We start from the raw sequence: 22,774 nt of genomic DNA on the forward strand, positions 1-22,774 counted from the left end.
GCGATCTCGGGGAACCTGGGCCTGGTGCGGGCGCTGCACTTCCCGCGGGCCTCGCTGCCGATCTCCTTCGCGCTCCAGCAGCTCCAGCAGCTGCTGTTCTCCATGGCCGTGCTCGTCGTCGTGATGCTGGCCTTCGGCAGCCTTCCCGCTCTGTCGTGGCTGCTGGTGGTGCCGGCGCTGGTGCTGCAGTTCGTGTTCAACACCGGGCTGGCGCTGATCTTCGCGCGGATGGGCAGCAGGACGCCCGACCTGGCGCAGCTGATGCCGTTCGTGCTGCGCACCTGGATGTACGCCTCGGGCGTGATGTTCAGCATCCCGGCGATGCTGCACGACAAGGACGTGCCGGGCTGGCTCGCCGACGTCCTGCAGTGGAACCCGGCCGCCGTCTACATGGACCTGGTCCGCTTCGCGATGATCGACGGCTACGGCTCGTCGTACCTGCCCCCGCACGTGTGGGCGTTCGCGCTGGGCTGGGCGCTGCTGACCGGCGTGGTCGGCTTCGTCTACTTCTGGAAGTCCGAGGAGAGGTACGGCCGTGGCTGACAGCACCGACCGGAGGGTCCCCACCGTCGTCGCCGACGGCGTCGACATCGTCTACCGGGTCAACGGCACCGGCGGCGGACGCGGCTCCGCCACCGCCGCCCTCAACCGCATCCTGCGCCGCGAGCAGACCGAGAAGGCCTCCGGCGTACGGCGGGTGCACGCCGTACGGAACGTGTCCTTCGTCGCCTACCGGGGTGAGGCCATCGGGCTCATCGGCACCAACGGCTCGGGCAAGTCGACCCTGCTCAAGGCCGTCGCCGGCCTGCTCCCGGTGGAGAACGGCCGCATATACACAGATGGCCAGCCCTCCCTGCTCGGCGTCAACGCGGCGCTGATGAGCGACCTGACCGGCGAGCGCAACGTCCACCTCGGCGGGCTCGCGATGGGCATGTCCCGCGACGAGATCAAGGCCCGCTATCAGGAGATCGTCGACTTCTCGGGCATCAACGAGAAGGGTGACTTCATCACCCTGCCGATGCGCACCTACTCCTCCGGCATGGCAGCCCGGCTGCGCTTCTCCATCGCCGCCGCCAAGGACCACGACGTGCTCCTCGTCGACGAGGCGCTGGCCACCGGCGACCGCTCCTTCCAGAAGCGCTCCGAGGCCCGGATCCGCGAGCTGCGCAAGCACGCCGGCACGGTCTTCCTGGTCAGCCACAACAACAAGTCCATCCGGGACACCTGCGACCGCGTGCTGTGGCTGGAACGGGGCGAGCTGCGCATGGACGGGCCGACCGACGAGGTGCTCAAGGAGTACGAGGCGTTCACCGGGGACAAGGCCGCCAAGCCGAAACCGAAGCCCCGGGCGGCCGCCGCTCCGAAGCCCGAGCCCAAGCCGGACGGGGCGGGGGTTCCGCTTCCTTCATGAGGCCCGGGCCCGCGCGTTGCTCCGCCCACTTCGTCACATTGATGTCAATATGACCGAAGAGGACCGTCCGGAGCGACGAGAAGCCGAAGGAGCCCCTCGATGGTCGAGCTCAGCGTCATCGTTCACGGGCCGAACACCCAGGACCACCTGACCGGCCTCCTCGACTCGCTCGCCGCCCACCCCCTCCCGGACGTCGAGGTCGTCGTCGCCGCCGTCGGCGACTGGGCCCGGGAGGCGGCGGAGCGGCACGCCCCCCACGTCCGGGTGCTGCCCCTGCCCGACGGAACGTCCGACGCGGCGGCCCGGGCGGCGGGGGCCGCGCGGGCCACCGGCCGCTGGCTGCAGTTCGTCCGCGCCAAGGACGGCCTGCCGCCCGGCAGCCCGCGCACGGTCGCCGAACGGGCCGCCGAACTCCCCGGCACCGTCGACGTCCTGCTCCTCGACCACCTCCGCAGCACCTGGCGCAGCTCCGGCCTGCCCTCGGCCGACGGCCCCCTCCTCACCAGGGCGGGCCGCACCGAACTCGCCCTCGACGACAGCGCCTATCTGCTCCGGCTGACCCCGCTGCTCGGCACCCGCGTCCTGCGCGCCGGTTTCTGGCGGGCCCACGAGGAGCAGCTCACCACCGACGACGAGCCGGGGGCCGCCCTCGCCGCGCTCCTGCTCGCCGACCGCGTCGCCTGCCTGCCGCACATCGCGTACGAGGACCGCAGGCTGCGGCCGGCCTGCCTCCCCCCGGTCACCCCCGCGCGGCACTTCGCGATCGTCGACCGCTACGAGGGCCTCCTCGACCTCGCCCGCGAACGCCCCGCCGTCTACACCGTGCTGTACGAGATCATGGTGCGGGACTGTCTGCGCACCTTCGCCCGCGGCGGCATGCCCGACGACGTGGCCGAGGAGTTCTTCCACCGGGCCTCGCTCGCCGCCCTGCGCCGCCGCCCCGAGGGCCACCGCCGCCCCGCCGGCCTGGAAGGCATCCGCCGCTCGCTGCTCGAGGAGGGCGCCTACACCAAGTACCGCGCCTTCCAGACCGCCAACCGCGCCCGCCGCGCCGTGCGCTCCGCGGTGCGCGCCGGACGGCGCGAGGCCGGCACCCGGGTCCGCGACCTGCAGTACCGCAGGGCCCTGCACCGCCCCGTCGACCCCCGGCTCGCGGTGTTCTCCGCCTACTGGAACCGCGGAGTCGCCTGCAACCCGGCCGCGATCGCCGCCGAGCTCGCCCGGCTCGCCCCGGACGTCCACGCCGTGTGGGTGGTCACCGAACGCAACGCGGCCCTGCTCCCGCCCGGCACCGACCACGTGGTCCCCGGCACCCGCCGCTACTGGGATGTGCTCGCCACCGCGAAGTACCTCGTCAACAACGTCAACTTCCCGAACGCGGTCGTCAAACGCCCCGACGCCGTCCACGTCCAGACCCACCACGGCACCCCGCTCAAGCGCATGGGCCTGGACCAGATGCCGTTCCCCGCCGCCGCGCAGGGCCTGGACTTCGACGCGCTGCTCGAGCGCGTCGACAAGTGGGACTACAGCATCTCCGGCAACAGCCACACCACCCGCATGTGGGAGAGGGCGTACCCGGCCCGCTTCGTCTCGCTGGACCACGGCTATCCGCGCAACGACGTGTTCTACACGGCCGGTGCCGCCGACATCCGCGCGGTCCGCGAACGCCTCGGCATCCCGCCCGGCCGCCGGGCCGTCCTGTACGCGCCCACGCACCGGGACTACGAGGCCGGCTGGACCCCGCGACTGGACCTCGCCGCGCTCGCCGACCGCCTCGGCGAGGACACCGTCCTGCTGGTGCGCGGCCACTACTTCTACGACGCCGGCGTGTCCCCGCTGGCCGGCCTGCGCCGCTCCGGCCGCGTCGTGGACGTCTCGTGCTACGACCCGGTCGAGGAGCTGTGCCTGGCCGCGGACGTCCTCGTCACGGACTACTCGTCGATCATGTTCGACTACGCCAACCTGGACCGCCCGATCGTCATCCACGCCGACGACTGGGAGACGTACCGCACCACGCGCGGCGTCTACTTCGACCTCATGGCCGAGGCGCCGGGCCCGGTGGCCCGCACCCAGGAGGAGCTGACCGGGATCCTCGCCACCGACACCTGGCACGACGAGGGCGCGGCGAAGGCACGGGCCGTGTTCCGGCGCCGGTTCTGCGAATACGACGACGGCCGGGCCGCCGAACGCGTCGTACGCCGGGTCTTCCTCGGCCAGGACGAGGCGTCGCTGCCCCCGGTCCTCCCGCTCGAGGAACGCACCCCGGCGCCCACCCCCGAGGAGGCGACCGCGTCATGAGCACCCCTCAGATCCCCGACGTCACCGTCACGGTGATCGTGCACAACGACGCCGAACGGCTCCCCCGCGCCGTGGAGTCCGTGCGCCGCCAGACCCACCGGAACCTCGAGATCGTCATCAGCGACGACCACTCGACGGACGACACCCCCCGGGTGGCGGGCGAGCTGGCGGCCGCCGACCCGCGCGTCCGGTGCCTGCGGCTGCCGGAGAACAGCGGCGGCTGCAGCGCGCCGCGCAACCGTGCCCTGGAGATCGCGCGGGCGCCGTACCTGATGTTCCTGGACAGCGACGACGAACTCCCGCCGGGGGCGGTCGCCTCACTCCTCGCCGCGCACCGCGAACGCGACATCGACTTCGCGATGGGCGCGGTACGGCGGATCCGGGTGGACACCGGCCGCCGCTCCACCTGGATGCCGCACCTCGTGGGCGAGCGCCGCACCCTGGACGGCATCGAGGACGACCCGCGCCTGTTCTTCGAGCACCTGTCGACCAGCAAGATGTACGCCCGCGCCTTCCTCGACCGGTACGACCTGCGCTTCCCCGAGGGCATCCACTACGAGGACCAGCTGTTCTCGGCGCAGGCGTACTGCCTGGCCAAGCGGTTCACGATCATCCCCGACCCGGTGTACCACTGGTACGTCGCCCCGTACGCGGGCTCCGACGCGGCGTCCATCTCCAACCAGCGGCATCTGCTCAGCAACGTCCGCGACCGGGTTCACGTGCAGCGGCTGATCGACGCGTTCCTGGTGGAGAGCGGGCACGGGGCGCTGCGCGAGGACAAGGACCACAAGTTCCTGAAGCACGACTTCCGGATGTACGCGGGCGACCTGCCCCACCGGGACGAGGAGTGGCTCGCGGGCTTCGCGGACCTGGTCAACCCGTATCTGGAGACGCTGGCCCCCGGCGCCTACGCCCGCCTCCCCCGCTCCGAGCGGGTGGTGCTCCGGCTGATCCGCGACCGCCGTCTGTCCGACGCCCGGCTCGCCGCCCGGGGCCTCGGCCACTCCGTCGCCCCGAGGACGCTGACGACGGACGCGGACGGCCGCACCTACTGGGGCGACCGCGTCCCCGGGTCCGCCGAGGCCCGCCGCGAACTGGACCTCACCGACCTGGAGCTGGACACCCGCCCGTTCTTCGGCGCCCAGTTCCGCCACGAGATCACGGAGATCACCCGCGGCGCCGGTGCCCGTCTCGACCTGACCGTGCGGACCTACGACCCCGCCCGGCGTCTCCCGGTCGGCCCCCAGCGCGCGAGCCTGCTGCTCTCACCCGGCCGGCGCCGCCTCACCGTCCCCTTCCGTCTCCTGCCGGTCCGGCCCGGCGTCTTCGAGGGCCGTGTCCGTCTCGACCCGGCGGCCGCGCGCCTCCCCCTGAGCGGCTTCGCCGGGGTGCGCCACCCGCTGGTCCGCCTCAGCTGCGCGGGCCAGGGCAACAGCGGCCTGCTGCTGGCCCCGCTCGCCTTCCCGCCCGTGACCGCCCGCGTCCCCTACCGCTCCGGCGCGGCCCCGCACCGGATCACGATCGAGCCCGAGGGCCACGGCCCGGGCCGGCTCCAGATCCGCTGGGAGCCGGTCGGCGTCACGGCGAACGTCCTGCGCCCCCTGGCCCTCCACCTGGCCCGCCCCCGCGTACGCAGAGCGGCCCGCCTGGTGGCGAGCGCCCTGCGCTGAGCTGAGCTTCTCCCAGCCCCTTCTGGGGGAGTTCGAGGACGCCCACCCCACCCGCACCACCCCCACCGCCGCCCCCCTCACGGCACCGCATACAGCACCGCCCCCTCCGGCCCCCGCGCCACCGCCCGCAACGCCGTCCCCGCCAGAACCCCGGACCGGTCCACCACCCACCGCACCCCGTACTCCCGCTCCACCCCCCGCCGCACGGCCTCGGACGTCCCCTCCGCGAAGTACGCCCGCGTGGCCGCCACCCGCCGCCCCTCGTCCGGCAGGAAGAAGTCGGGATAACCGGGGGCGACCGTATAGCCCCCGTACGCCGGAACCTGCCGCGCCGCCCGCCCCTCGGCCATGACCACGTCGCCGTAGCGCACCCACGGAGTGATCCAGTGGTACCCCGTCCACGGCGACCGGTACCGGTCCGCCACCACCTCCGGCAGGGCACCGCGCGGCACCACGTACCCGAGCGTCCCCGCCTGGGCCCACCCCCCGAGCACGAGCGCCCCGGTGAACAGCACCGCCCAGCCGGCGCGCACCCACCGGCGCCCCGCCCGGCCGGCCGCCAGCGCCGCCGCGAGCTGCGCGGGAACGAGCGCGGCCGGCAGGGCACGCCCCCACGAGTAGTGGCCGGTCAGCCACCCCGCCGAGACGATCAGCGTCCCCAGCACGAAGAACACCACCAGCGGATCCCTGCGGTCGCGCAGCCACCGCGGCACCAGCGCGGCGACCCCGAGCAGCACCAGCCCGTACCGCGCGACGGGACGCGCGTACAGCACCCGGTGCACCGGCTCCAGCCCCTCCCCCGCGCCGAACAGCGCGAAGAAGTCGTAGTACGGCCACACCCACAGCACCACCGCCCCGGCCGACAGGGCGACGGCCGGCCCCGGCCACATCGCCCGCCCGGGCCGCGCCGCGACCACCGTGGCGACCGCACCGGCCGAGGCCACGACGCCCGAGAACTGGTGGCAGAGCAGGATCACCGCCCACAGCACCCCCAGACCGAGCCACGTCCCCCACCCGGCCGCCCCGCGCGACGCCGCCGTCAGCCACGCCCAGAAGTGGAAGGCGAGCCCGAGGGTGAACGTGCTCGGATACGCCACCGTCAGCGCGAGCGAGTTGAGCCCGGGGAAGCCGCTCCACAGGAACGGAGTCGTGCCCCACAGGAGCAGCAGGCTCAGCAGGGCGAGCGCGGGAGCGGCCCGCTGCGCGCTCAGCGTCCGTACGTACCGCCACACGCCCGTCACCAGCAGCGCCAGCCCGGCCGCGGCGGCCAGGCGCAGCACCACGAACACCCCCAGCCCCGTCACCCGGGCGACACCGCCGAGCAGCAGCATCCACGGCGAGTAGTACGGGCTCGGCGTGTCCGCGTCCACCAGCGGGTTGCCCGGGTCGAGCGGGCTGTGCCGCAGCCGCTGCACGGTCGCCGCGTGTATGCCCAGGTCACCGACCCACGGGAGCCGCACGACCACCAGGACCAGCAGGACGAGGACGAGTCCGGCCACGACCCGGGCTATGGTCCGGCCGACGGCCGCCGGATGGACCGCGGCGCGGCGCGCCCCGGTCCTCCCGGACACCACGGACGACGAGAATCGGACAGTCACACAGGAGCCTTAGCCCGCGACGGCTCATCCCCACCGGTTCGCCGCCGATCCCCACCTAAGGCACCAAGCACGGCACGAGGGGCGCCCCCGGACCCGACCAGGGTCCGGGGGCGCCCCTCGACTGCTCGCTACGAGGACTTACGAGGACTGCTCGCCGACGCTACGAGTGCGACCGCAGCAGCGTCCGCATCGTCCGCATCGCCACCGACAGATTGGCGAGGTCGAACGCGTCGGAGCCGTGGATCTCCTCCAGGGTGGTGCGGGCCCGGCCCAGCAGCGCCGCGTTCTTCTGCTCCCACACCTGGAAGCGCTGCTGCGGCGTCGAGGAGCCGTTGCCCACCGCCAGCACGTCCGCGGTGACCGCCGCGTGCGCCGCGTACAGGTCCTCGCGGATCGCCGCGCGGGCCATGGACTGCCAGCGGTCGGCGCGCGGCAGCTCGATGATGCGGTCCATCAGCTGGGTGATGCGCAGCCGGTCACCGAGGTCGTAGTACACCTCGGCGACGTCCAGCGGCTCCTTGCCCATCCGGTCGGCCACCGACACGATGTCGAGCGTCGGGAAGGCGGAGGAGAACCCGGCGACCCGGGTGGCGAGCTCGTCGGGCACGCCGGCGCCGCTCAGCTCGTCGTAGATCTTCTGGTACCAGTCCAGGTCCGCGCCGCGCAGCAGCTTCGGCAGCTGCCCCCAGACCTGCTCGACGCGCTCGGCGAAGAACTCCACCGTCTCCGCCAGCTCCAGCGGCTGCTGCCGGTTGTTCAGCAGCCAGCGCGTACCGCGCTCCACCAGCCGGCGCGAGTGCAGCCGGATCCGGGTCTGCACCTCCGCGTCGACCTTGTTGTCGAGCGCCTCGACGCCGTCCCACACCACGGAGGAGCGGAAGATCGCGCGGGCCACGGTCTGCGCCCGGACGATCTCCTCAAGCGACGCGCCGGTCTCCTCGCGCATCCGGTGCAGATACGTCGTACCACCCGTGTTGACCGTGTCGTTGACCAGCACCGTCGTGGTGATCTCGCGGCGCAGCGGGTGGCCGTCGAGACGGTCGAGGAACTGCTCGCGCAGCGCCGTCGGGAAGTAGGCGTGCAGCAGCACCGTCAGGTACGGGTCGTCCGGCAGCGAGGTGTCCAGCAGCTCGTCGGCCACCGTGATCTTCGTGTACGCGAGCAGGACGGCCGTCTCCGGTCCGGTCAGGCCCTGCCCGGTGGCGAGCCGTTCGCGGATCTGACGGTCGGTGGGCAGGAACTCCAGGGCCCGGTCGAGGTGGCCCTCGCGCACCAGGTGCTTCAGGAAGCGCTGCTGCGCGTGCATCATGTCCTTGGACTGGGCCAGCGCGTTGGCGATGGCCGTGTTCTGCGCGTAGTTGCTGCGCAGCACCATCTCGCCGACCTCGTCGGTCATCTCCGCGAGCAGCTTGTTGCGCTGCTTGACGGTCATGTCGCCGTCCTTGACGAGACCGTTCAGCAGGATCTTGATGTTCACCTCGTGGTCGGAGGTGTCCACGCCCGCGCTGTTGTCGATGGCGTCGGTGTTGATCCGGCCGCCGTGCAGCGCGAACTCGATCCGGCCGAGCTGGGTGAAGCCCAGGTTGCCGCCCTCGCCGACGACCTCGACGCGCAGGTCCTTGCCGTCGACGCGGATGGCGTCGTTGCCCTTGTCGCCGACGTCGGCGTTGGACTCCGTGGACGCCTTGACGTACGTGCCGATGCCGCCGTTCCACAGCAGGTCCACCGGCGACGTGAGGATCGCCTTCATCAGGTCGGCCGGGGTCATCTTGGTGACGCCCGGCTCGATGCCGAGGGCCTCGCGGATGTGGGAGTTGAGCGGGATGGACTTGGCGCTGCGCGGGAAGATCCCGCCGCCGGCCGAGAGCAGCTCGGTGTTGTAGTCGGCCCAGGAACTGCGCGGCAGTTCGAACAGGCGGCGGCGCTCGGCGTAGGAGAGGGCCGCGTCGGGGCTCGGGTCGATGAAGATGTGCCGGTGGTCGAAGGCCGCGACCAGCCGGATGTGCTCACTGAGCAGCATGCCGTTGCCGAACACGTCACCGGACATGTCGCCGATGCCGACGACCGTGAACTCCTGGCTCTGGGTGTCCACGCCCAGCTCCCGGAAGTGCCGCTTGACGGACTCCCAGGCACCGCGGGCGGTGATGCCCATGCCCTTGTGGTCGTAGCCCGCGCTGCCGCCGGAGGCGAAGGCGTCACCGAGCCAGAAGTTGTACGACTCGGCGACCTCGTTGGCGATGTCCGAGAACTTGGCGGTGCCCTTGTCCGCGGCGACGACGAGATAGGTGTCGTCCTCGTCGTGCCGGACGACGTCCGCCGGGGGCACGACCTCGCCCGCCACCATGTTGTCGGTGATGTCGAGCAGCGCCGAGATGAACGTCCGGTAGCTGGCGATGCCCTCCGCCATCCAGGCGTCGCGGTCGATGTTCGGGTCGGGCAGCTGCTTGGCGACGAAGCCGCCCTTGGCGCCGACCGGCACGATGACGGTGTTCTTCACCATCTGCGCCTTGACCAGGCCGAGGATCTCCGTACGGAAGTCCTCACGGCGGTCCGACCAGCGCAGGCCACCGCGCGCGACCTTGCCGAAGCGCAGGTGCACGCCCTCGACCCGCGGCGAGTACACCCAGATCTCGAACGCCGGGCGCGGCGCGGGGAGGTCCGGGATGGCCTGCGGGTCGAACTTCATGGAGACGTAGTCGTGCGGCACGCCGCCGCTCGCCTCCTGGAAGAAGTTGGTGCGCAGTGTCGCCTTGATGACGGTGAGGAAGGAGCGCAGGATGCGGTCCTCGTCCAGCGAGGCCACCTGGTCGAGGGCGGCGTCGACCTCCTCCAGCAGGGCGTCCACCAGTTCGTACCCGGCGCGCTGCCGGTCCGGCGACATCCGCGCCTCGAAGAGGGAGACGAGCAGCCGCGTGGTGTGGACGTTGTGGCGGAGGGTGTCCTCCATGTAGTCCTGGCTGAAGGTGGAGCCCGCCTGGCGCAGGTACTTCGCGTACGCCCGCAGCACCATGGCCTGCCGCCAGGTCAGCCCGGCGCTCAGCACGAGGGCGTTGAAGCCGTCGTTCTCCGCCTGGCCGGTCCAGGTCGCCGCGAAGGCGTCCTGGAAGCGCTCGCGGGCGTCGTCGCCGAGGTAGTCCACCCCGCCGCCGGCCGCCTTGGGCATGCGCAGGCCGAAGTCGTAGATCCAGGCCACGCTGCGGTCCGAGCAGCGCAGCTCGTACGGCCGCTCGTCGACGACCTCGACGCCGAGCCGCTGGAGCACGGGCAGCACCGCGGACAGGGAGATGGCCTCACCCTTGCGGTAGATCTTGAAGCGGCGCTCCTCGGGGGCGGCGCCGACGGGCTCGTACAGGCTGAGCTCGAAGTTCCGCTCCTCGTCGAGCAGCTCGACCCTGGCCAGGTCGGCGACCGCGCTGCGCGGGGAGTGGTCGGCCTTGTAGCCCTCGGGGAAGGCACCCGCGTAGCGGCGCAGCAGCTCGGCGGCGCGCTCCTCGCCGAACTCGGCGTTCAGCGCCTCGCTGAAGCCGTCGGCCCAGGAGCGGGCGGCCGCGACGAGCCGGGCCTCGATGCGCTCCTTGTCGGCGTCGGACAGCTGCGGCAGTTCGGTGCCCTGCGGGACGCGGACCACGAAGTGCAGCCGGGAGAGGACCGACTCGGTGTTCCAGGCGGTGAAGTCGACGCTGATGCCGCCGAGCTCCTCCTTGAGGATGTCGATGATCCTCAGGCGCACACCGGTGGTGTAGCGGTCGCGCGGCAGGTAGACGAGGGCGGAGTAGTAGCGCCCGTACTCGTCCTGGCGCAGGTAGAGCCGCAGGCGGCGGCGTTCCTGGAGGTAGAGGACCGAGGTGACGATGGCCTGGAGTTCATCGGCCGGGGTCTGGAACAGCTCGTCGCGCGGGTAGGTCTCCAGGATCTGGAGCAGGTCGCGCCCGTCGTGGCTGTGCGGTGAGAAGCCGGCGCGCTCCAGGACCTCCTCGACCTTGCGCCGGATCACCGGCACCCGGCGCACGGACTCGGTGTAGGCGGCGGACGAGAACAGCCCGAGGAAGCGCCGCTCACCGACGACGTTGCCGTCCGCGTCGAACTTCTTGACGCCGATGTAGTCCAGGTACGACGGCCGGTGCACGGTGGCCCGGCTGTTGGCCTTGGTCAGCACCAGCACCTTGTGCTCGCGTGCCTTGGCGCGGGCGTCGGCGGGCAGCCGCTCGAAGGACGGGCTGACCGGGTGGCTCTCCTCGGCGGCGTGGTGCGGGTCCGCGCGCAGTATGCCGAGCCCGGTGCCGGGCACGGCGGCCAGCGAGTCGTCGTCGCGCAGCTGGTACTCGCGGTAGCCGAGGAAGGTGAAGTGGTCGTCGGCGAGCCAGCGCAGCAGCTCGCGGGCCTCCTCGACCTGCGGCGCGGGCAGGTCGGCGGGGACGGGCTCGTCGGGCAGCGTCTCGGCCAGCGCGGTCGCGGCCTGGCGCATCTTGCCCCAGTCCTCGACGGCCTCGCGGACGTCGGACAGGACCCGCAGCAGATCGGCGGTGATCTGCTTGAGGTCGCCGCGGTCGGTCTCGCGGTCGATCTCCACGTGGATCCAGGACTCGACGTGCGCGTCGTGCGGGAGGTCGCGCGTGTCCTGGGGGAGGTCCCCGCCGACCGGGGTGGTCAGCACCTCGATCAGCTTGCCGGTGACGTCCCGGCGGACCACGAACTGGGGGTGGATCACGACGTGGATGCCGCGGCCCTGGCGGGTCAGCTCGTTGGTGACGGAGTCGACCAGGAAGGGCATGTCGTCGGTGACCACCTCGACGACGGAGTGGCTGCACGTCCAGCCGTTCTCCTCGACGGTCGGGGTGTGGACCCGGACGTTGGCGGTGCCCTGGGGGCGGCTCTCGGCGAGCCGGAAGTGCGAGACGGCTGCTCCGAAGATGTCGACCGGGTCGCGGTCGGCCAGGTCCTCCGGGGCGGTGTGCAGGTAGTAGCGCTGGAGGAACTCGAGCACGGTGTCCCGGTCGGGCATGCCCTTGTCCGTCGTCCCAGTCGGCAGTTTCCCCCCGGCCGGGCTGTTCTCAGCTACCCGGGCGGCCCTGTCGAGCAGCTCGGCCTTGGCTTCGTCCAGCTTGGTCTGCATGGTCCTCTGGCTCCTGTCGCGCGCCGTTGCGTGACGTAGAAGGAAGTACGGTCTCCGGCCTCGTGGTGCCGTGATACGACGCGGGGTGTCCGGTCTGTTCCGACGCTATGCCGCGAGGTGGGAGGAGCGGGGGCTTCTCGGCCGCATTCGGTGCGTCCGACGGGTGTGACTCTGCTCTCCGTGACGCCTGCCCGCCTGGGGTGCGCCGCGTCGTCCCGTACCGCCCGCGAAGACCAGCGACCGCCACCCGGTCACGGATGTCGTCCGTGCACGCCGGGCGCACAGCAGGGACACAGAGGCCCCCGCGAGCTATCGCGCTGATCACGCCACCAAGGCTATCGCTCCTTACAGGTGCCCCGTCATGAGCCGTATGTGTACAAAACCGGGGCACGAACTTTGACGTTCTGCACAGTGCACTCCACCCCGACGGCCCTACGCACCCCGCCGGACGGGGGCCGAGGGGGTTCACGGGCCCCACGGGACCCTTGTGCGTGCCGCGAAAGCGGGGCACGGGGGGCCGCGGCCCCCTCAGGGCCGTCAGGCCGCCGCCGCCAGGCGTTCCGCCTCCACCACGGCCTCCCGCAGCGTGTCCACCACCGGGACCCCCACCGCCTCCAGGCTGGACCGCCCGTGCGACCCCCCGGTGTACAGCACGGCCCGCGCTCCCACGTGCCGGGCGGCCAGGGCGTCGTCGGCCGCGTCGCCGATCACCACGGTGCGCGCCGGGTCCACGCCGGTCAGCGCACCGAGGTGACGCACCATGTGCTCCGCCTTGCTGCCGCCGGACGGCCCGGTCCGCCCGTCGACCCGCAGGAAGTGCGGCTCGATCCCGAAGCCCCTCACCAGCGGGACCAGCTCCTCATGCCCGTACATGCTGAGGATCGACTGGCTGCGGCCGGCCGACGCCCACTCCGACAGCAGCTCCACCACGCCCTCGGCGAGCCCGCAGCGCACGCGGTGCTCCGTGTAGTGGCGGTGGAAGACGGTGTCCATCAGCTCCCACTCGGCCTGGCTCGGCAGCCGCCCCAGCAGCCGCTCGTAGAACTTCGGCACCGGCACGCAGTACAGCTCCCGGTAGCGCTCCAGCGTGAGCGGCTCCAGGCCCAGCTCGGCGAACGCCGCGTTCGTCGCCCCGATGACCGCGTCGACGTCGTGGAACAGCGTGCCGTTCCAGTCCCAGACGATGTGTGCGTCCCTGTGCTTCCCCATGCCCGAAAACGGTACCCGCCTCCCCCGGCATCCGGCACGAGCCGCGGGTCAGCCCACCAGGTTGGGAATCTCCTGGGTGGCGTACCACAGCAGCTCGTGGTCCTCCGCCCCGTCCACGACGAACTGCGCCTCGTCGTCGCCGCCGTCCGCCGCGGGCAGCGCGTCCGCCGCCGCGGCCACGTCCGCCTCCGCGTCCGCCGCGTCCACGTGCACCGCGGCCGCCTTGGCCAGCCGTACGGAACCGGCGACCCGCACCTCGCCGAGCGCGGCCGGGTCGAGGCCCCGGTCCGGGTCGGGCAGGGCCGCGCCGTCGGACACGTCCACGGCGACCACGACCCGGCGCCGCGGCGCACCGGCGTCCGCCGCCAGCAGCCGCAGGGAGGCCAGCGCGGCGCGGTTCAGCGCGGCGTACTCCAGTTCCTCGATGTCGTCGGAGAGGTACCACTCGCGCAGCGCGGGCGTCACGGCGTGGGCGAGGAACGGCCCGTCACCCAGCTGACCCGTCCTGTACGCCTCGGCGAGCCCGGGGAGGGTCAGGGGGACGTAGACGCGCATGATCGGCCGCTTTCGTGTGATCGGAGGGCTCCGCGGGGCCATCAGGATACGTCCCGGCGTCCCCCATCGGGTCCCTGCCCGCACCCCCGGACACGTCCACTCCGGTCCCGGACGTCACCCGGTACGCCCGCCGGGACACCGGGCCGGCGCCCCGCCGGTCACCCGGATAAGTGAATCCCGCTGACGCCCCGGCCCGGCTCCGCCCTCCTTGCCTCCGCCGGTCACCGCCCCGTACAAGATCCCCAACCACGAAGTTACCGCCCGGTATCACCCGGCTCCCCCGAGCCGGCCCGGGCCCACCGAACGGGGTCCCCCATGAACAAGGTCATGACCCGGCACCACCCCACCCCCGCCTCCTCCCCCGCCTCCTCCCCCGCGGACAGGACGGCTCCCGCTCCCGGCGCGGGCCAGTCGCCGCCGCCCGTCCCGTCCACCGGAACCACCCCGCCCCGCACCCCCGTCGTCACCAGCACAGCCCCGTCCCCCGGAGGGCGCCGGCCGGCCGCCGCCGGCCGCTCCACCCGGCCCGCCGACAACCGCCCCGCCGCCCGCGCGGCCCGGGGACGGCGGCCGGTGTCCGCGCACGGCCGCGCGGGGGTCGTCGTGGCGCGCGTCGCCGGCCGGCCCGTCCTCCCCCCACCGCGCCCCACCGACCGCTTCGCCGAGCTGCTCCTCGCCGTCCTCAGCGGGCAGCGGCCCGTGCACGCGATGCTGCGGCACACCGCCGGCCAGGCCTACGACGAGCTGATCCGGCTCGCCGAGCGCGGGCCGCTGCGCACCCGCGGCGCCCGCCCCGTCGTGCGCGACATCGGCTGGTTCGAGCCTCGCGAGGGCGCCATCGAGGCGTTCGCCCGCATCGGCGCCGGGGACAGGCTGCGCGCCATGGCCTTCCGGCTGGAGCAGGGCCGCGACCTGCGCTGGCGCTGCACCGCCGTGGAGCTGGGCGGCACCCGCCCGCGCCGCGCGGAGGCCCGCTGAGCACCCCAACGCCCGAGGGCCGGGCATCCCCCAGGGGGTGCCCGGCCCTCGGCCGGTCTCACAGCCGCTCCTCGCACGGAGCGGCACCGCTCACTTCTTGCGGCGACGCCCGCCCCGGGCCTGCTTGCGGCGCTCCGCGCGCGTCAGGCCGTCCGCCTCGGAACGCACCGGCTCCTCGTCGGTGGCGAAGTCACCCTCGATGGTGCCGCCCTCGCCGTCCACCGTCGGCGCCGAGAAGTGCAGGTTCCGCCGCTGCGGGGCGTCGAGCCCCTTGGCGCGGATCTCCGGACGGGGCCCCGCCTGCGCGGGCACCGCGTCCTGCTTCTCCAGATCGGCCACCGGCTTGACGTCCTCGACCGGGACCTCCTCGACCTGCTGCTCGACCTGGACCTCCAGGTTGAACAGGTAGCCGACGGACTCCTCCTTGATGCCGTCCATCATGGCCTGGAACATGTCGAAGCCCTCGCGCTGGTACTCCACCAGCGGGTCCTTCTGCGCCATCGCGCGCAGGCCGATGCCCTCCTGGAGGTAGTCCATCTCGTAGAGGTGCTCGCGCCACTTGCGGTCCAGGACCGACAGCACGACCCGGCGCTCAAGCTCACGCATGATCTCGGAGCCGAGCTGCGCCTCGCGGGCCTCGTACTGGGCTCGGACGTCGTCCTTGATGGACTCCGAGATGAACTCGGCCGTCAGCCCGGCCCGGTCGCCGGCCGCCTCCTCCAGCTCCTCGATGGTGACGCTCACCGGGTAGAGCTGCTTGAACGCGCCCCACAGCCGGTCCAGGTCCCAGTCCTCGGGGAAGCCCTCGGCGGTCTCCGCTTGGACGTAGGCGTCGATGGTGTCGTCCATGAAGTGGTGGATCTGCTCCTGCAGGTCCTCGCCCTCCAGGACACGGCGCCGCTCGCCGTAGATGACCTCGCGCTGCCGGTTGAGGACCTCGTCGTACTTCAGGACGTTCTTACGCGTCTCGAAGTTCTGCGTCTCCACCTGCGACTGGGCGGACGCGATCGCGCGCGTGACCATCTTGTTCTCGATCGGCACGTCGTCCGGCACGTTCGCCATGGACATCACGCGCTCGACCATCTGGGCCTTGAACAGCCGCATCAGGTCGTCGCCGAGCGAGAGGTAGAAGCGGGACTCGCCCGGGTCGCCCTGACGGCCGGAACGACCGCGCAGCTGGTTGTCGATGCGCCGCGACTCGTGCCGCTCGGTGCCGAGGACGTAGAGGCCGCCGATCCTCTCGACCTCCTCCTTCTCGGCCTTGACCGCCGCCTCGGCCCGCTCGAGTGCCTCGGGCAGGGCGTGCGCCCACTCCTCGATGTGCTCCTCGGGGTCGAGGCCGCGCTGGCGCAGCTCCGCCTCGGCGAGGTCCTCGGGGTTGCCGCCGAGCTTGATGTCCGTACCACGGCCGGCCATGTTGGTGGCCACGGTGACGCTGCCCTTGCGGCCGGCCTGGGCGACGATCTGCGCCTCGCGCTCGTGCTGCTTGGCGTTCAGCACCTCATGCTGGATGCCGCGCTTGCTGAGCTGCTGCGAGAGGTACTCGGACTTCTCCACCGACGTCGTGCCGACGAGGATCGGCTGCCCCTTGCGGTGCTTCTCCTCGATGTCGTCGACGACCGCCTCGAACTTGGCGACCTCGGTGCGGTAGATCAGGTCGGACTGGTCCTTGCGGACCATCGGCCGGTTGGTCGGGATGGGCACCACGCCGAGCTTGTAGATCTGGTGGAACTCGGCGGCCTCGGTCATCGCCGTACCGGTCATGCCGCACAGGCCCGGCTGCTCCTTGCCGTCGTGGTCGTGGCGCTTGTAGAGACGGAAGAAGTTCTGCAGCGTGATCGTGGCGAGCGTCTGGTTCTCGTCCTTGATCGGCACCGCTTCCTTCGCCTCGATGGCCTGGTGCATGCCCTCGTTGTAGCGGCGGCCGGCCAGGATACGGCCGGTGTGCTCGTCCACGATCATGACCTCGTCATCGATGATGACGTAGTCCTTGTCCTTCTTGAAGAGCTCCTTGGCCTTGATGGCGTTGTTCAGGTAGCCCACGAGCGGGGTGTTCACCGACTCGTACAGGTTGTCGATGCCCAGCCAGTCCTCGACCTTGGCCACACCGGACTCGTGGATGGCGACCGTGCGCTTCTTCTCGTCGACCTCGTAGTCGCCGGTCTCCTCGATGCCCTTGAGCGGGTTGCCGGGCTCGCCGCGCTTGAGGCGCTTGACCAGCTTGGCGAAGTCGCCGTACCACTTGGTGGCCTGGTCGGCCGGGCCGGAGATGATCAGCGGCGTACGCGCCTCGTCGATGAGGATCGAGTCGACCTCGTCGACGATGGCGAAGTTGTGGCCGCGCTGGACGAGCTCCTCCTTCGACCACGCCATGTTGTCGCGCAGGTAGTCGAAGCCGAACTCGTTGTTCGTGCCGTAGGTGATGTCGCAGGCGTACTGCTCGCGTCGCTGGGCCGGCGTCATGTTGGCGAGGATGCAGCCGACGCTCAGACCGAGGAAGCGGTGGACGCGGCCCATCATCTCGGAGTCGCGCTCGGCCAGGTAGTCGTTGACCGTGATGATGTGGACGCCCTCACCGGACAGGGCGTTCAGATACGCGGGCAGGGTGCCGACGAGGGTCTTGCCCTCACCGGTCTTCATCTCGGCCACGTAGCCCATGTGGAGCGCGGCGCCGCCCATGATCTGGACGTCGTAGTGCCGCTGGCCCAGCACGCGCTTGGCGGCCTCGCGGACGGTGGCGAACGCCTCGGGCAACAGGTCGTCCAGGCTCTCACCGTCGGCGTACCGCTGCTTGTACTCATCGGTGAGGGCCCGCAGCTCGGCGTCGGAGAGGCCTTCGAAGTCCTCTTCGATGGAGTTGACCTGGTCCGCGATGCGGTGCAGCTTGCGCAGGATCTTGCCTTCGCCTGCACGCATGATCTTCGAGAGGACGGACACGGGGGTTGGTCTCCTTGCCGGTCGGGCCTGGGACGGTCGGTTTCCATTTCACTGACGGAGCAACGGCCATCGTATGCGAGGACACCGTCACGCCGGGAGGCCTGCCGCGGGGGTGACCGCCGGCTGCTTCCCATCCGGTCCACGGCCGCCTCACATGGACAACGTCCGGGGCCCCCCGATGGTGCCGCGCCATGCCGGCGAATCGCACGAAGGGTGATCATCACCTCACGCGCGGCGAAAGCGATGGCGCCGCCGAGCGCCCCGTGCGCAGAATCGGCCGATGGAACCCGTCACGCTCACCACCGACCGCCTCCTGCTGCGCACGGTCGGCCCGCAGGACACCGACGCCGTGTACGCCATCTGCCAGGACCCCGAGATCCAGCGCTGGACCACGATCCCCTCGCCGTACCTTCCCGAGCACGCGCGGGGCTTCACGGAGCAGATGGCCCCCGACGGCTGGGCGAACGGTTCGATGTTCACCTTCGGTGTCTTCCTGCCCACCGGTGAGCTCACCGGCATGCTCGGCATCACCATGCGGTCCCTCGGCACGGGTGAGATCGGCTTCTGGGGGGCGAAGGAGCACCGCGGCAACGGCTACGTCACCGAGGCCGCCCTCGCCGTCTCCCGCTGGGCCTTCACCCGGATGTCGGTCGACCGGGTGGAGTGGCGCGCGGAGGTGGGCAACGCCGCCTCCCGCGCGGTGGCGGAACGCGCGGGCTTCACCGTCGAGGGCGTCCTGCGCTCCTCGCTCAACAACAAGGGAGTGCTGCGCGACTGCTGGGTGGGCTCCCTGCTCCCCTCCGACCTGGGACTTCCCTCCACCGCGCCCTACGTACCGGGCAAGGGGTGACGTCCGGGCCCTCCGCCGTTGTCAGTGGCGCCCTCTATCGTGCGGACGTATGACGACCCTCCCGCGTCCGACCGCGCGACTCTCGGCCGACGAGGCCCGCCGCATCGCCCTGCGCGCCCAGGGCTTCCTCGGTGCCCCGGACCGCCGCTCCGGCGTGCGGGGGGTCCTCCGCCACCTGGGCGCGGTGCAGCTCGACACCATCTCCGTGCTCGCCCGCTCCCACGAGCTCATCCCCTACGCCCGCCTCGGCGCGGTGGGGCGCCGGACCGTCGAGGAGGCGTACTGGAAGGAGGGCTCCCGGCCGCCGCACGCGTTCGAGTACTGGTCGCACGCTGCGTGCATCCTCCCCGTCGAGGAGTGGCCGCACTTCGCCTTCCGCCGCCGTGCCTACCGCGCCCGGCCGCTCTGGAACCACGAGCTGCCCGACGGCACCTACGACCAGGTGATCAAGCAGCTCCGCGCGGAGGGCCCCCTCACGGCGACGGAGCTGGGCGGCGCCAAACGCACCAGCGAGTGGTGGGACTGGTCCGGCACCAAGGTCGCCGTCGAGCGCGCGCTGATGTACGGCGAGGTGGTGTGCGTCGAGCGCCGCGGCTGGAAACGGGTCTACGACCTCGCCGAGCGCGCGATCCCCGCGGAGCTGCTGCACGACGAGCTGGACGACACCGAGTGCCTGCGCCGCCTGGTCCGGCTGGCCGGCCAGTCCCTGGGCGTCGGCACGCGCGCGGACATCGCCGACTACCACCGCCTCAAGGGCGAGCAGGTCGACGCGGTGATCGGCGATTCGGGCCTGGTTCCGGTCACGGTGGCGGGCTGGTCCAAGCCTGCCTGGGCCGATCCGGCCGCCCTGGCGACGGCCCCGCGCGGCCGGCACCGTACGACGCTGCTGTCCCCGTTCGACTCACTCGTCTGGGAACGGGCGCGCACGGAGCGGATCTTCGGCTTCACCCACCGCCTGGAGGCCTACGTGCCCAAGCCCAAGCGGGTGTACGGCTACTTCGCGATGCCCGTCCTCGCGGGCGGCCGGCTCGTCGGCCGGGTCGACCCGGCCCGGGAGGGCCGCACGCTGGTGGCCAAGCAGGTCACGCTGGACGGCCGCAAGGCGGTCCCGGCCGTGGCTCAGGCCCTGGTGGAGGCGGCGGGCTGGGTGGAGTGCACCGACGTGCGCGTGGAGCGGGTCGACGCACCCGAGCTGCGCGAGGCCCTCGTCCTGGAGCTCGCCCGGGCCGTCGCCTGAACCCTCGCGGGTGGCGTCGTACATCAGCGGATCTCGAGGATCTTCTCCCGCATCGCGTAGACCACCGCCTCCATCCTGGAGTGCAGTTGCAGCTTCTCCAGGATGTTGCGCACGTGGTTCTTCACGGTGTTCTCGGAGATGAACAGCTCCTTGGCGATGTCGCGGTTGTTCATTCCCGTGGCGACCAGCTTGAGCACTTCGAGTTCACGGTCCGTCAGCCGGGGCGCGGGCACGAGCCGGCGCTCGTCGGTCCGCTGGATCATCGACTTGAACTCGGTGAGCAGTTTCGACGCCATGGACGGGCTGATCTGGGACTGTCCGTCGGCCACCGCGCGAATGGCGGTCGCCACCTCGTCCGTGGAGATCTCCTTGAGGAGGTAGCCGGTCGCGCCCGCTTTGATGGCGTCGTAGAGATCAGCTTCCTCGTCGCTGATCGTCAGCATGATGATCTTCGCGCTGGGCGCCACCTCCTTGATGGAGGTGCAGGCCTCGATCCCGCCCCGCTTGGGCATCCGCACGTCCATCAGGACGATGTCCGGCAGCAGGTCGGCCGCCTTCTCCACGGCCTCCGCGCCGTCCCCCGCCTCGCCGACGACCTGGATGTCCTCCTCGGCCGCGAGCACGATCTCCAGTCCGCGGCGGAACAGCGCGTGGTCGTCCACCACAAGGACTCTGATCGGCTCCTTGCGTGGAGTGTCCGCGTCCGGGCCCATGCCGACGACGCCGCCGCCGGCGTCCCCGTGCTGCATCGGTCCGAAGCTGTCCGCCATCGTTCCTCCCCCTGAAGGCTGTGGCCTGTGGTCCTGAGCCATCGCCAACCCAAGGCAACGGCCCACCGATTGAGCCGTTGCCGCCATGATTCCATGCCCGGACGACACCGCGGTGCCGGTGGGCTCGCGAAGTGGGCGCACACCGGTGCCCCTGGGGGCGCACACGCGCACCAGGGGCACCGGCCGTGCTGTCGTCCGGCAGGTCAGCCGCCGAGTGTTCCGCCCGCCTCGGGGGAGTTCGTTCCGGTGACCATCGTGTCGGTGCTGAGGTGGATCACGCCGTAGTCGTAGGCATGGCGCCGGTAGACGACGCTGGGTTCCTTGGTCTCGGAGTCGACGAACAGATAGAAGTCGTGCCCGACCAGCTCCATCTCGTAGAGCGCCTGGTCGAGCGTCATGGGCGCGGCCACGTGGGTCTTCTCGCGGACGACGAGGGGTCCGTCACCCTGAACTTCCAGCGAGCCGATCTTCTTCGTGGGGACGGCTTCCCGCTCCTCCTGGACGAAGCTCGCGCCGTTCCCGTTGAGTGTCGCCACGCCCGGGACGTGATCGGGGACCTCGGCGGCCGAGATCCTGCGCGAGCCGCGCCGCGAGAAACGCTTGTCGTGCTGCTTGCGCAGCCTGGCGTCCAGCTTTTCCGCCGCCAGATCGAGCGCCGCGTACGGGTCGCTCGCCGCCGCCTCCGCCCGGATCACCGGACCGCGGGAGCGCAGGGTGATCTCCACCCGGTCGCTGCGGTCGGCCTGTCGGGGGTTGGGCTCCTTGGACACCTCGACGTCGAGGCTGATCACCTTGCCATCGAGCTTCTGGATCTTCTCCAGGTTCAGCTTCTCGGCCACGTGCTTCCGGAACCGCTCGGGCACCTCGGTCTTGCGGCCCTTGACGACGATGTCCACGCAGAACTCCGTTCCCGGATCACTCCGCCTCGGTGCGGAGTGTCTCCCTTTTGCACCAGGCTCCGGTGACGTCCGGAGCCTCGGACTCGGTGACGTCCACCTCCTCCCCCAAGAGCGAGATCTCCAGTCCACCGGCGCGGGTGATTGCGAAAAACCCGCAGCACGGCAATCGGATTCACGAGGTCTGGCCTGTGGCTTTCCCTCACAACCGAACATATCTCGCCGGGACGGATGGCGTCACCCTCTACTGCGTCGTACCTCCATTCAGGGGAAATGCGTCTCTCATAACCTGCAACGACGTTCGTTAACAGTCAGTTCCGGTGCACTTCGAAAGCATCCGGTGATGCCGCGACGACGGCCGCGCACATCACGTCGGTGATCCCGTCGGCGGTGTCCGCGACCGCTCCCGCCGGCCTGCCGGACCGCCGGCGCGTCCTCTGTTGAGCTGGCTCGTTCCGCTGTTCTCCTCTCCCTTCCCACGTCTCACCCAGGTACACGAACGCGGGCCCCGAAATACTCGATCCGGCGCCCGTCTCCGCCCGCACCGCGCGCGCCGCCTCGGTGAGCGACGCCCCCGTCGTCATCAGGTCGTCGACCAGGACGACCCGGCCCCCGCGGAGCAGCCGGCCACAGCCCGGGGCCACCGTCAGCGCGCCCGCGAGATTGGCCATCCGCTGCCGGTGGCCGAGCCCCGACTGGTCGGCCACGGCCCGCTGTTGCCTCAGGACGGGAAGCACTCGGGCGGGTACCCCCGTACGGCGCAGCTCACCCGCCGCCGCGTACGCGATCCGCCGAGCGGGATCGTGCCCGCGGGCCCGTACCGCCCGCCGCGCGGACGGCACGGGGACGAGCAGCACCGGACCGCTGCCGGCGCCGCGCGGGCCGGCGGGGCCGTGTCCGTCGGGTGCCCCGGCCACGGGCGCCCCCCGCGTCCCGGAGACCTCCGTACGGGCCGCCCGCAGCCCCGCCCGTACCGCTCCCGCCAGCGCCTCGCCGAGCGGCCGGGAGAGCGCCAGGGCACCCCGTTCCTTGTGCGCGAGCAGCGCGGCGCGCGCCTCGTCCGCGTACCGGGCCGCCGCGTGCACCGGCGGCAGTCCCGCCGGTTCGGGTACCGGCCGCACCCTGCGCGGGGCCGCTCCGCCCAGCGCCGTACGGCACGCGGCGCAGAGCACGGCACGGGGCCTGCCGCACCCGCCGCACTCGGCCGGGAGCACCAGGTCGGTGAGGTCCTGCCACCAGCTCCGCATGGGCC

15 protein-coding genes are annotated in these 22,774 nt (G+C 71.7%); 7 read left to right on the plus strand and 8 right to left on the minus strand.

The features are described from left to right. The 4 genes from F1615_RS34675 to F1615_RS34690 form a co-directional block, all read left to right on the plus strand. Positions 1–543: ABC transporter permease (locus tag F1615_RS34675; RefSeq protein WP_167533949.1), on the plus strand; the 543-nt coding region annotated here is incomplete at its 5' end. Further along, positions 536–1,411, plus strand: coding sequence for an ABC transporter ATP-binding protein (locus tag F1615_RS34680; protein WP_149553023.1), 876 nt, complete (start codon positions 536–538; stop codon positions 1,409–1,411). The genes F1615_RS34675 and F1615_RS34680, both read left to right, overlap by 8 nt. Positions 1,412–1,510: 99 nt before the next feature. Next, positions 1,511–3,709, plus strand: coding sequence for a CDP-glycerol glycerophosphotransferase family protein (locus F1615_RS34685; protein ID WP_149553024.1), 2,199 nt, complete (start codon positions 1,511–1,513; stop codon positions 3,707–3,709). Then, positions 3,706–5,379, plus strand: coding sequence for a glycosyltransferase family 2 protein (locus tag F1615_RS34690; protein ID WP_149553025.1), 1,674 nt, complete (start codon positions 3,706–3,708; stop codon positions 5,377–5,379). Before F1615_RS34685 ends, F1615_RS34690 begins: the two co-directional genes overlap by 4 nt. 77 nt (positions 5,380–5,456) lie before the next feature. Here the strand turns inward: F1615_RS34690 and F1615_RS34695 are convergent, their stop codons facing one another. The 4 genes from F1615_RS34695 to F1615_RS34710 form a co-directional block, all read right to left on the minus strand. After that, positions 5,457–6,977, minus strand: a complete 1,521-nt coding sequence (locus F1615_RS34695) for a hypothetical protein (protein WP_149553026.1) — start codon at positions 6,975–6,977, stop codon at positions 5,457–5,459. 160 nt (positions 6,978–7,137) lie between these two features. Beyond that, positions 7,138–12,090: an NAD-glutamate dehydrogenase gene (locus tag F1615_RS34700; protein WP_149553027.1), complete on the minus strand. Its 4,953-nt coding sequence runs from the start codon at positions 12,088–12,090 to the stop codon at positions 7,138–7,140. Between the two features lie 537 nt (positions 12,091–12,627). Then, on the minus strand, positions 12,628–13,299 hold the full coding sequence (locus tag F1615_RS34705) for an HAD family hydrolase (RefSeq protein WP_149553028.1): 672 nt from the start codon (positions 13,297–13,299) through the stop codon (positions 12,628–12,630). 48 nt (positions 13,300–13,347) lie between these two features. After that, positions 13,348–13,854 carry a DUF6912 family protein gene (locus F1615_RS34710; protein WP_149553029.1) on the minus strand — a complete coding sequence of 169 codons (507 nt, stop codon included), beginning with the start codon at positions 13,852–13,854 and terminating at the stop codon, positions 13,348–13,350. Between the two features lie 315 nt (positions 13,855–14,169). Here F1615_RS34710 and F1615_RS34715 point away from each other — a divergent pair, with 315 nt between their 5' ends. Further along, entirely contained in the window at positions 14,170–14,832 is a 663-nt protein-coding gene (locus F1615_RS34715) for an Rv3235 family protein (protein WP_149553030.1), read from the plus strand. 90 nt (positions 14,833–14,922) lie between these two features. Here F1615_RS34715 and secA read toward each other — a convergent pair whose 3' ends face one another. Continuing rightward, complete coding sequence (secA, locus tag F1615_RS34720; protein WP_149553031.1) at positions 14,923–17,769, minus strand: preprotein translocase subunit SecA; 2,847 nt, start codon at positions 17,767–17,769, stop codon at positions 14,923–14,925. Between the two features lie 280 nt (positions 17,770–18,049). Between secA and F1615_RS34725 the strand changes: the two genes are divergently transcribed. Next, complete coding sequence (locus F1615_RS34725; protein ID WP_149553032.1) at positions 18,050–18,619, plus strand: GNAT family N-acetyltransferase; 570 nt, start codon at positions 18,050–18,052, stop codon at positions 18,617–18,619. A 49-nt stretch (positions 18,620–18,668) separates the two neighbouring features. Further along, the gene (locus F1615_RS34730) at positions 18,669–19,856 is read left to right on the plus strand and encodes a winged helix-turn-helix domain-containing protein (RefSeq protein WP_149553033.1); all 1,188 of its coding nucleotides are present in this window, start codon (positions 18,669–18,671) and stop codon (positions 19,854–19,856) included. A 23-nt stretch (positions 19,857–19,879) separates the two neighbouring features. Here F1615_RS34730 and F1615_RS34735 read toward each other — a convergent pair whose 3' ends face one another. From F1615_RS34735 to F1615_RS34745, 3 genes are all read right to left on the minus strand, one after another. Further along, on the minus strand, positions 19,880–20,626 hold the full coding sequence (locus F1615_RS34735) for a response regulator (protein ID WP_149553034.1): 747 nt from the start codon (positions 20,624–20,626) through the stop codon (positions 19,880–19,882). Positions 20,627–20,829: 203 nt separating this feature from the next. Continuing rightward, on the minus strand, positions 20,830–21,522 hold the full coding sequence (gene hpf / locus F1615_RS34740; protein WP_149553035.1) for a ribosome hibernation-promoting factor, HPF/YfiA family: 693 nt from the start codon (positions 21,520–21,522) through the stop codon (positions 20,830–20,832). A 311-nt stretch (positions 21,523–21,833) separates the two neighbouring features. Further along, the gene (locus F1615_RS34745) at positions 21,834–22,769 is read right to left on the minus strand and encodes a ComF family protein (protein WP_149553036.1); all 936 of its coding nucleotides are present in this window, start codon (positions 22,767–22,769) and stop codon (positions 21,834–21,836) included. Positions 22,770–22,774 lie beyond the last annotated feature (5 nt).

This window comes from Streptomyces marokkonensis (assembly GCF_008312835.1).
GTDB lineage: Bacteria > Actinomycetota > Actinomycetes > Streptomycetales > Streptomycetaceae > Streptomyces > Streptomyces marokkonensis_A.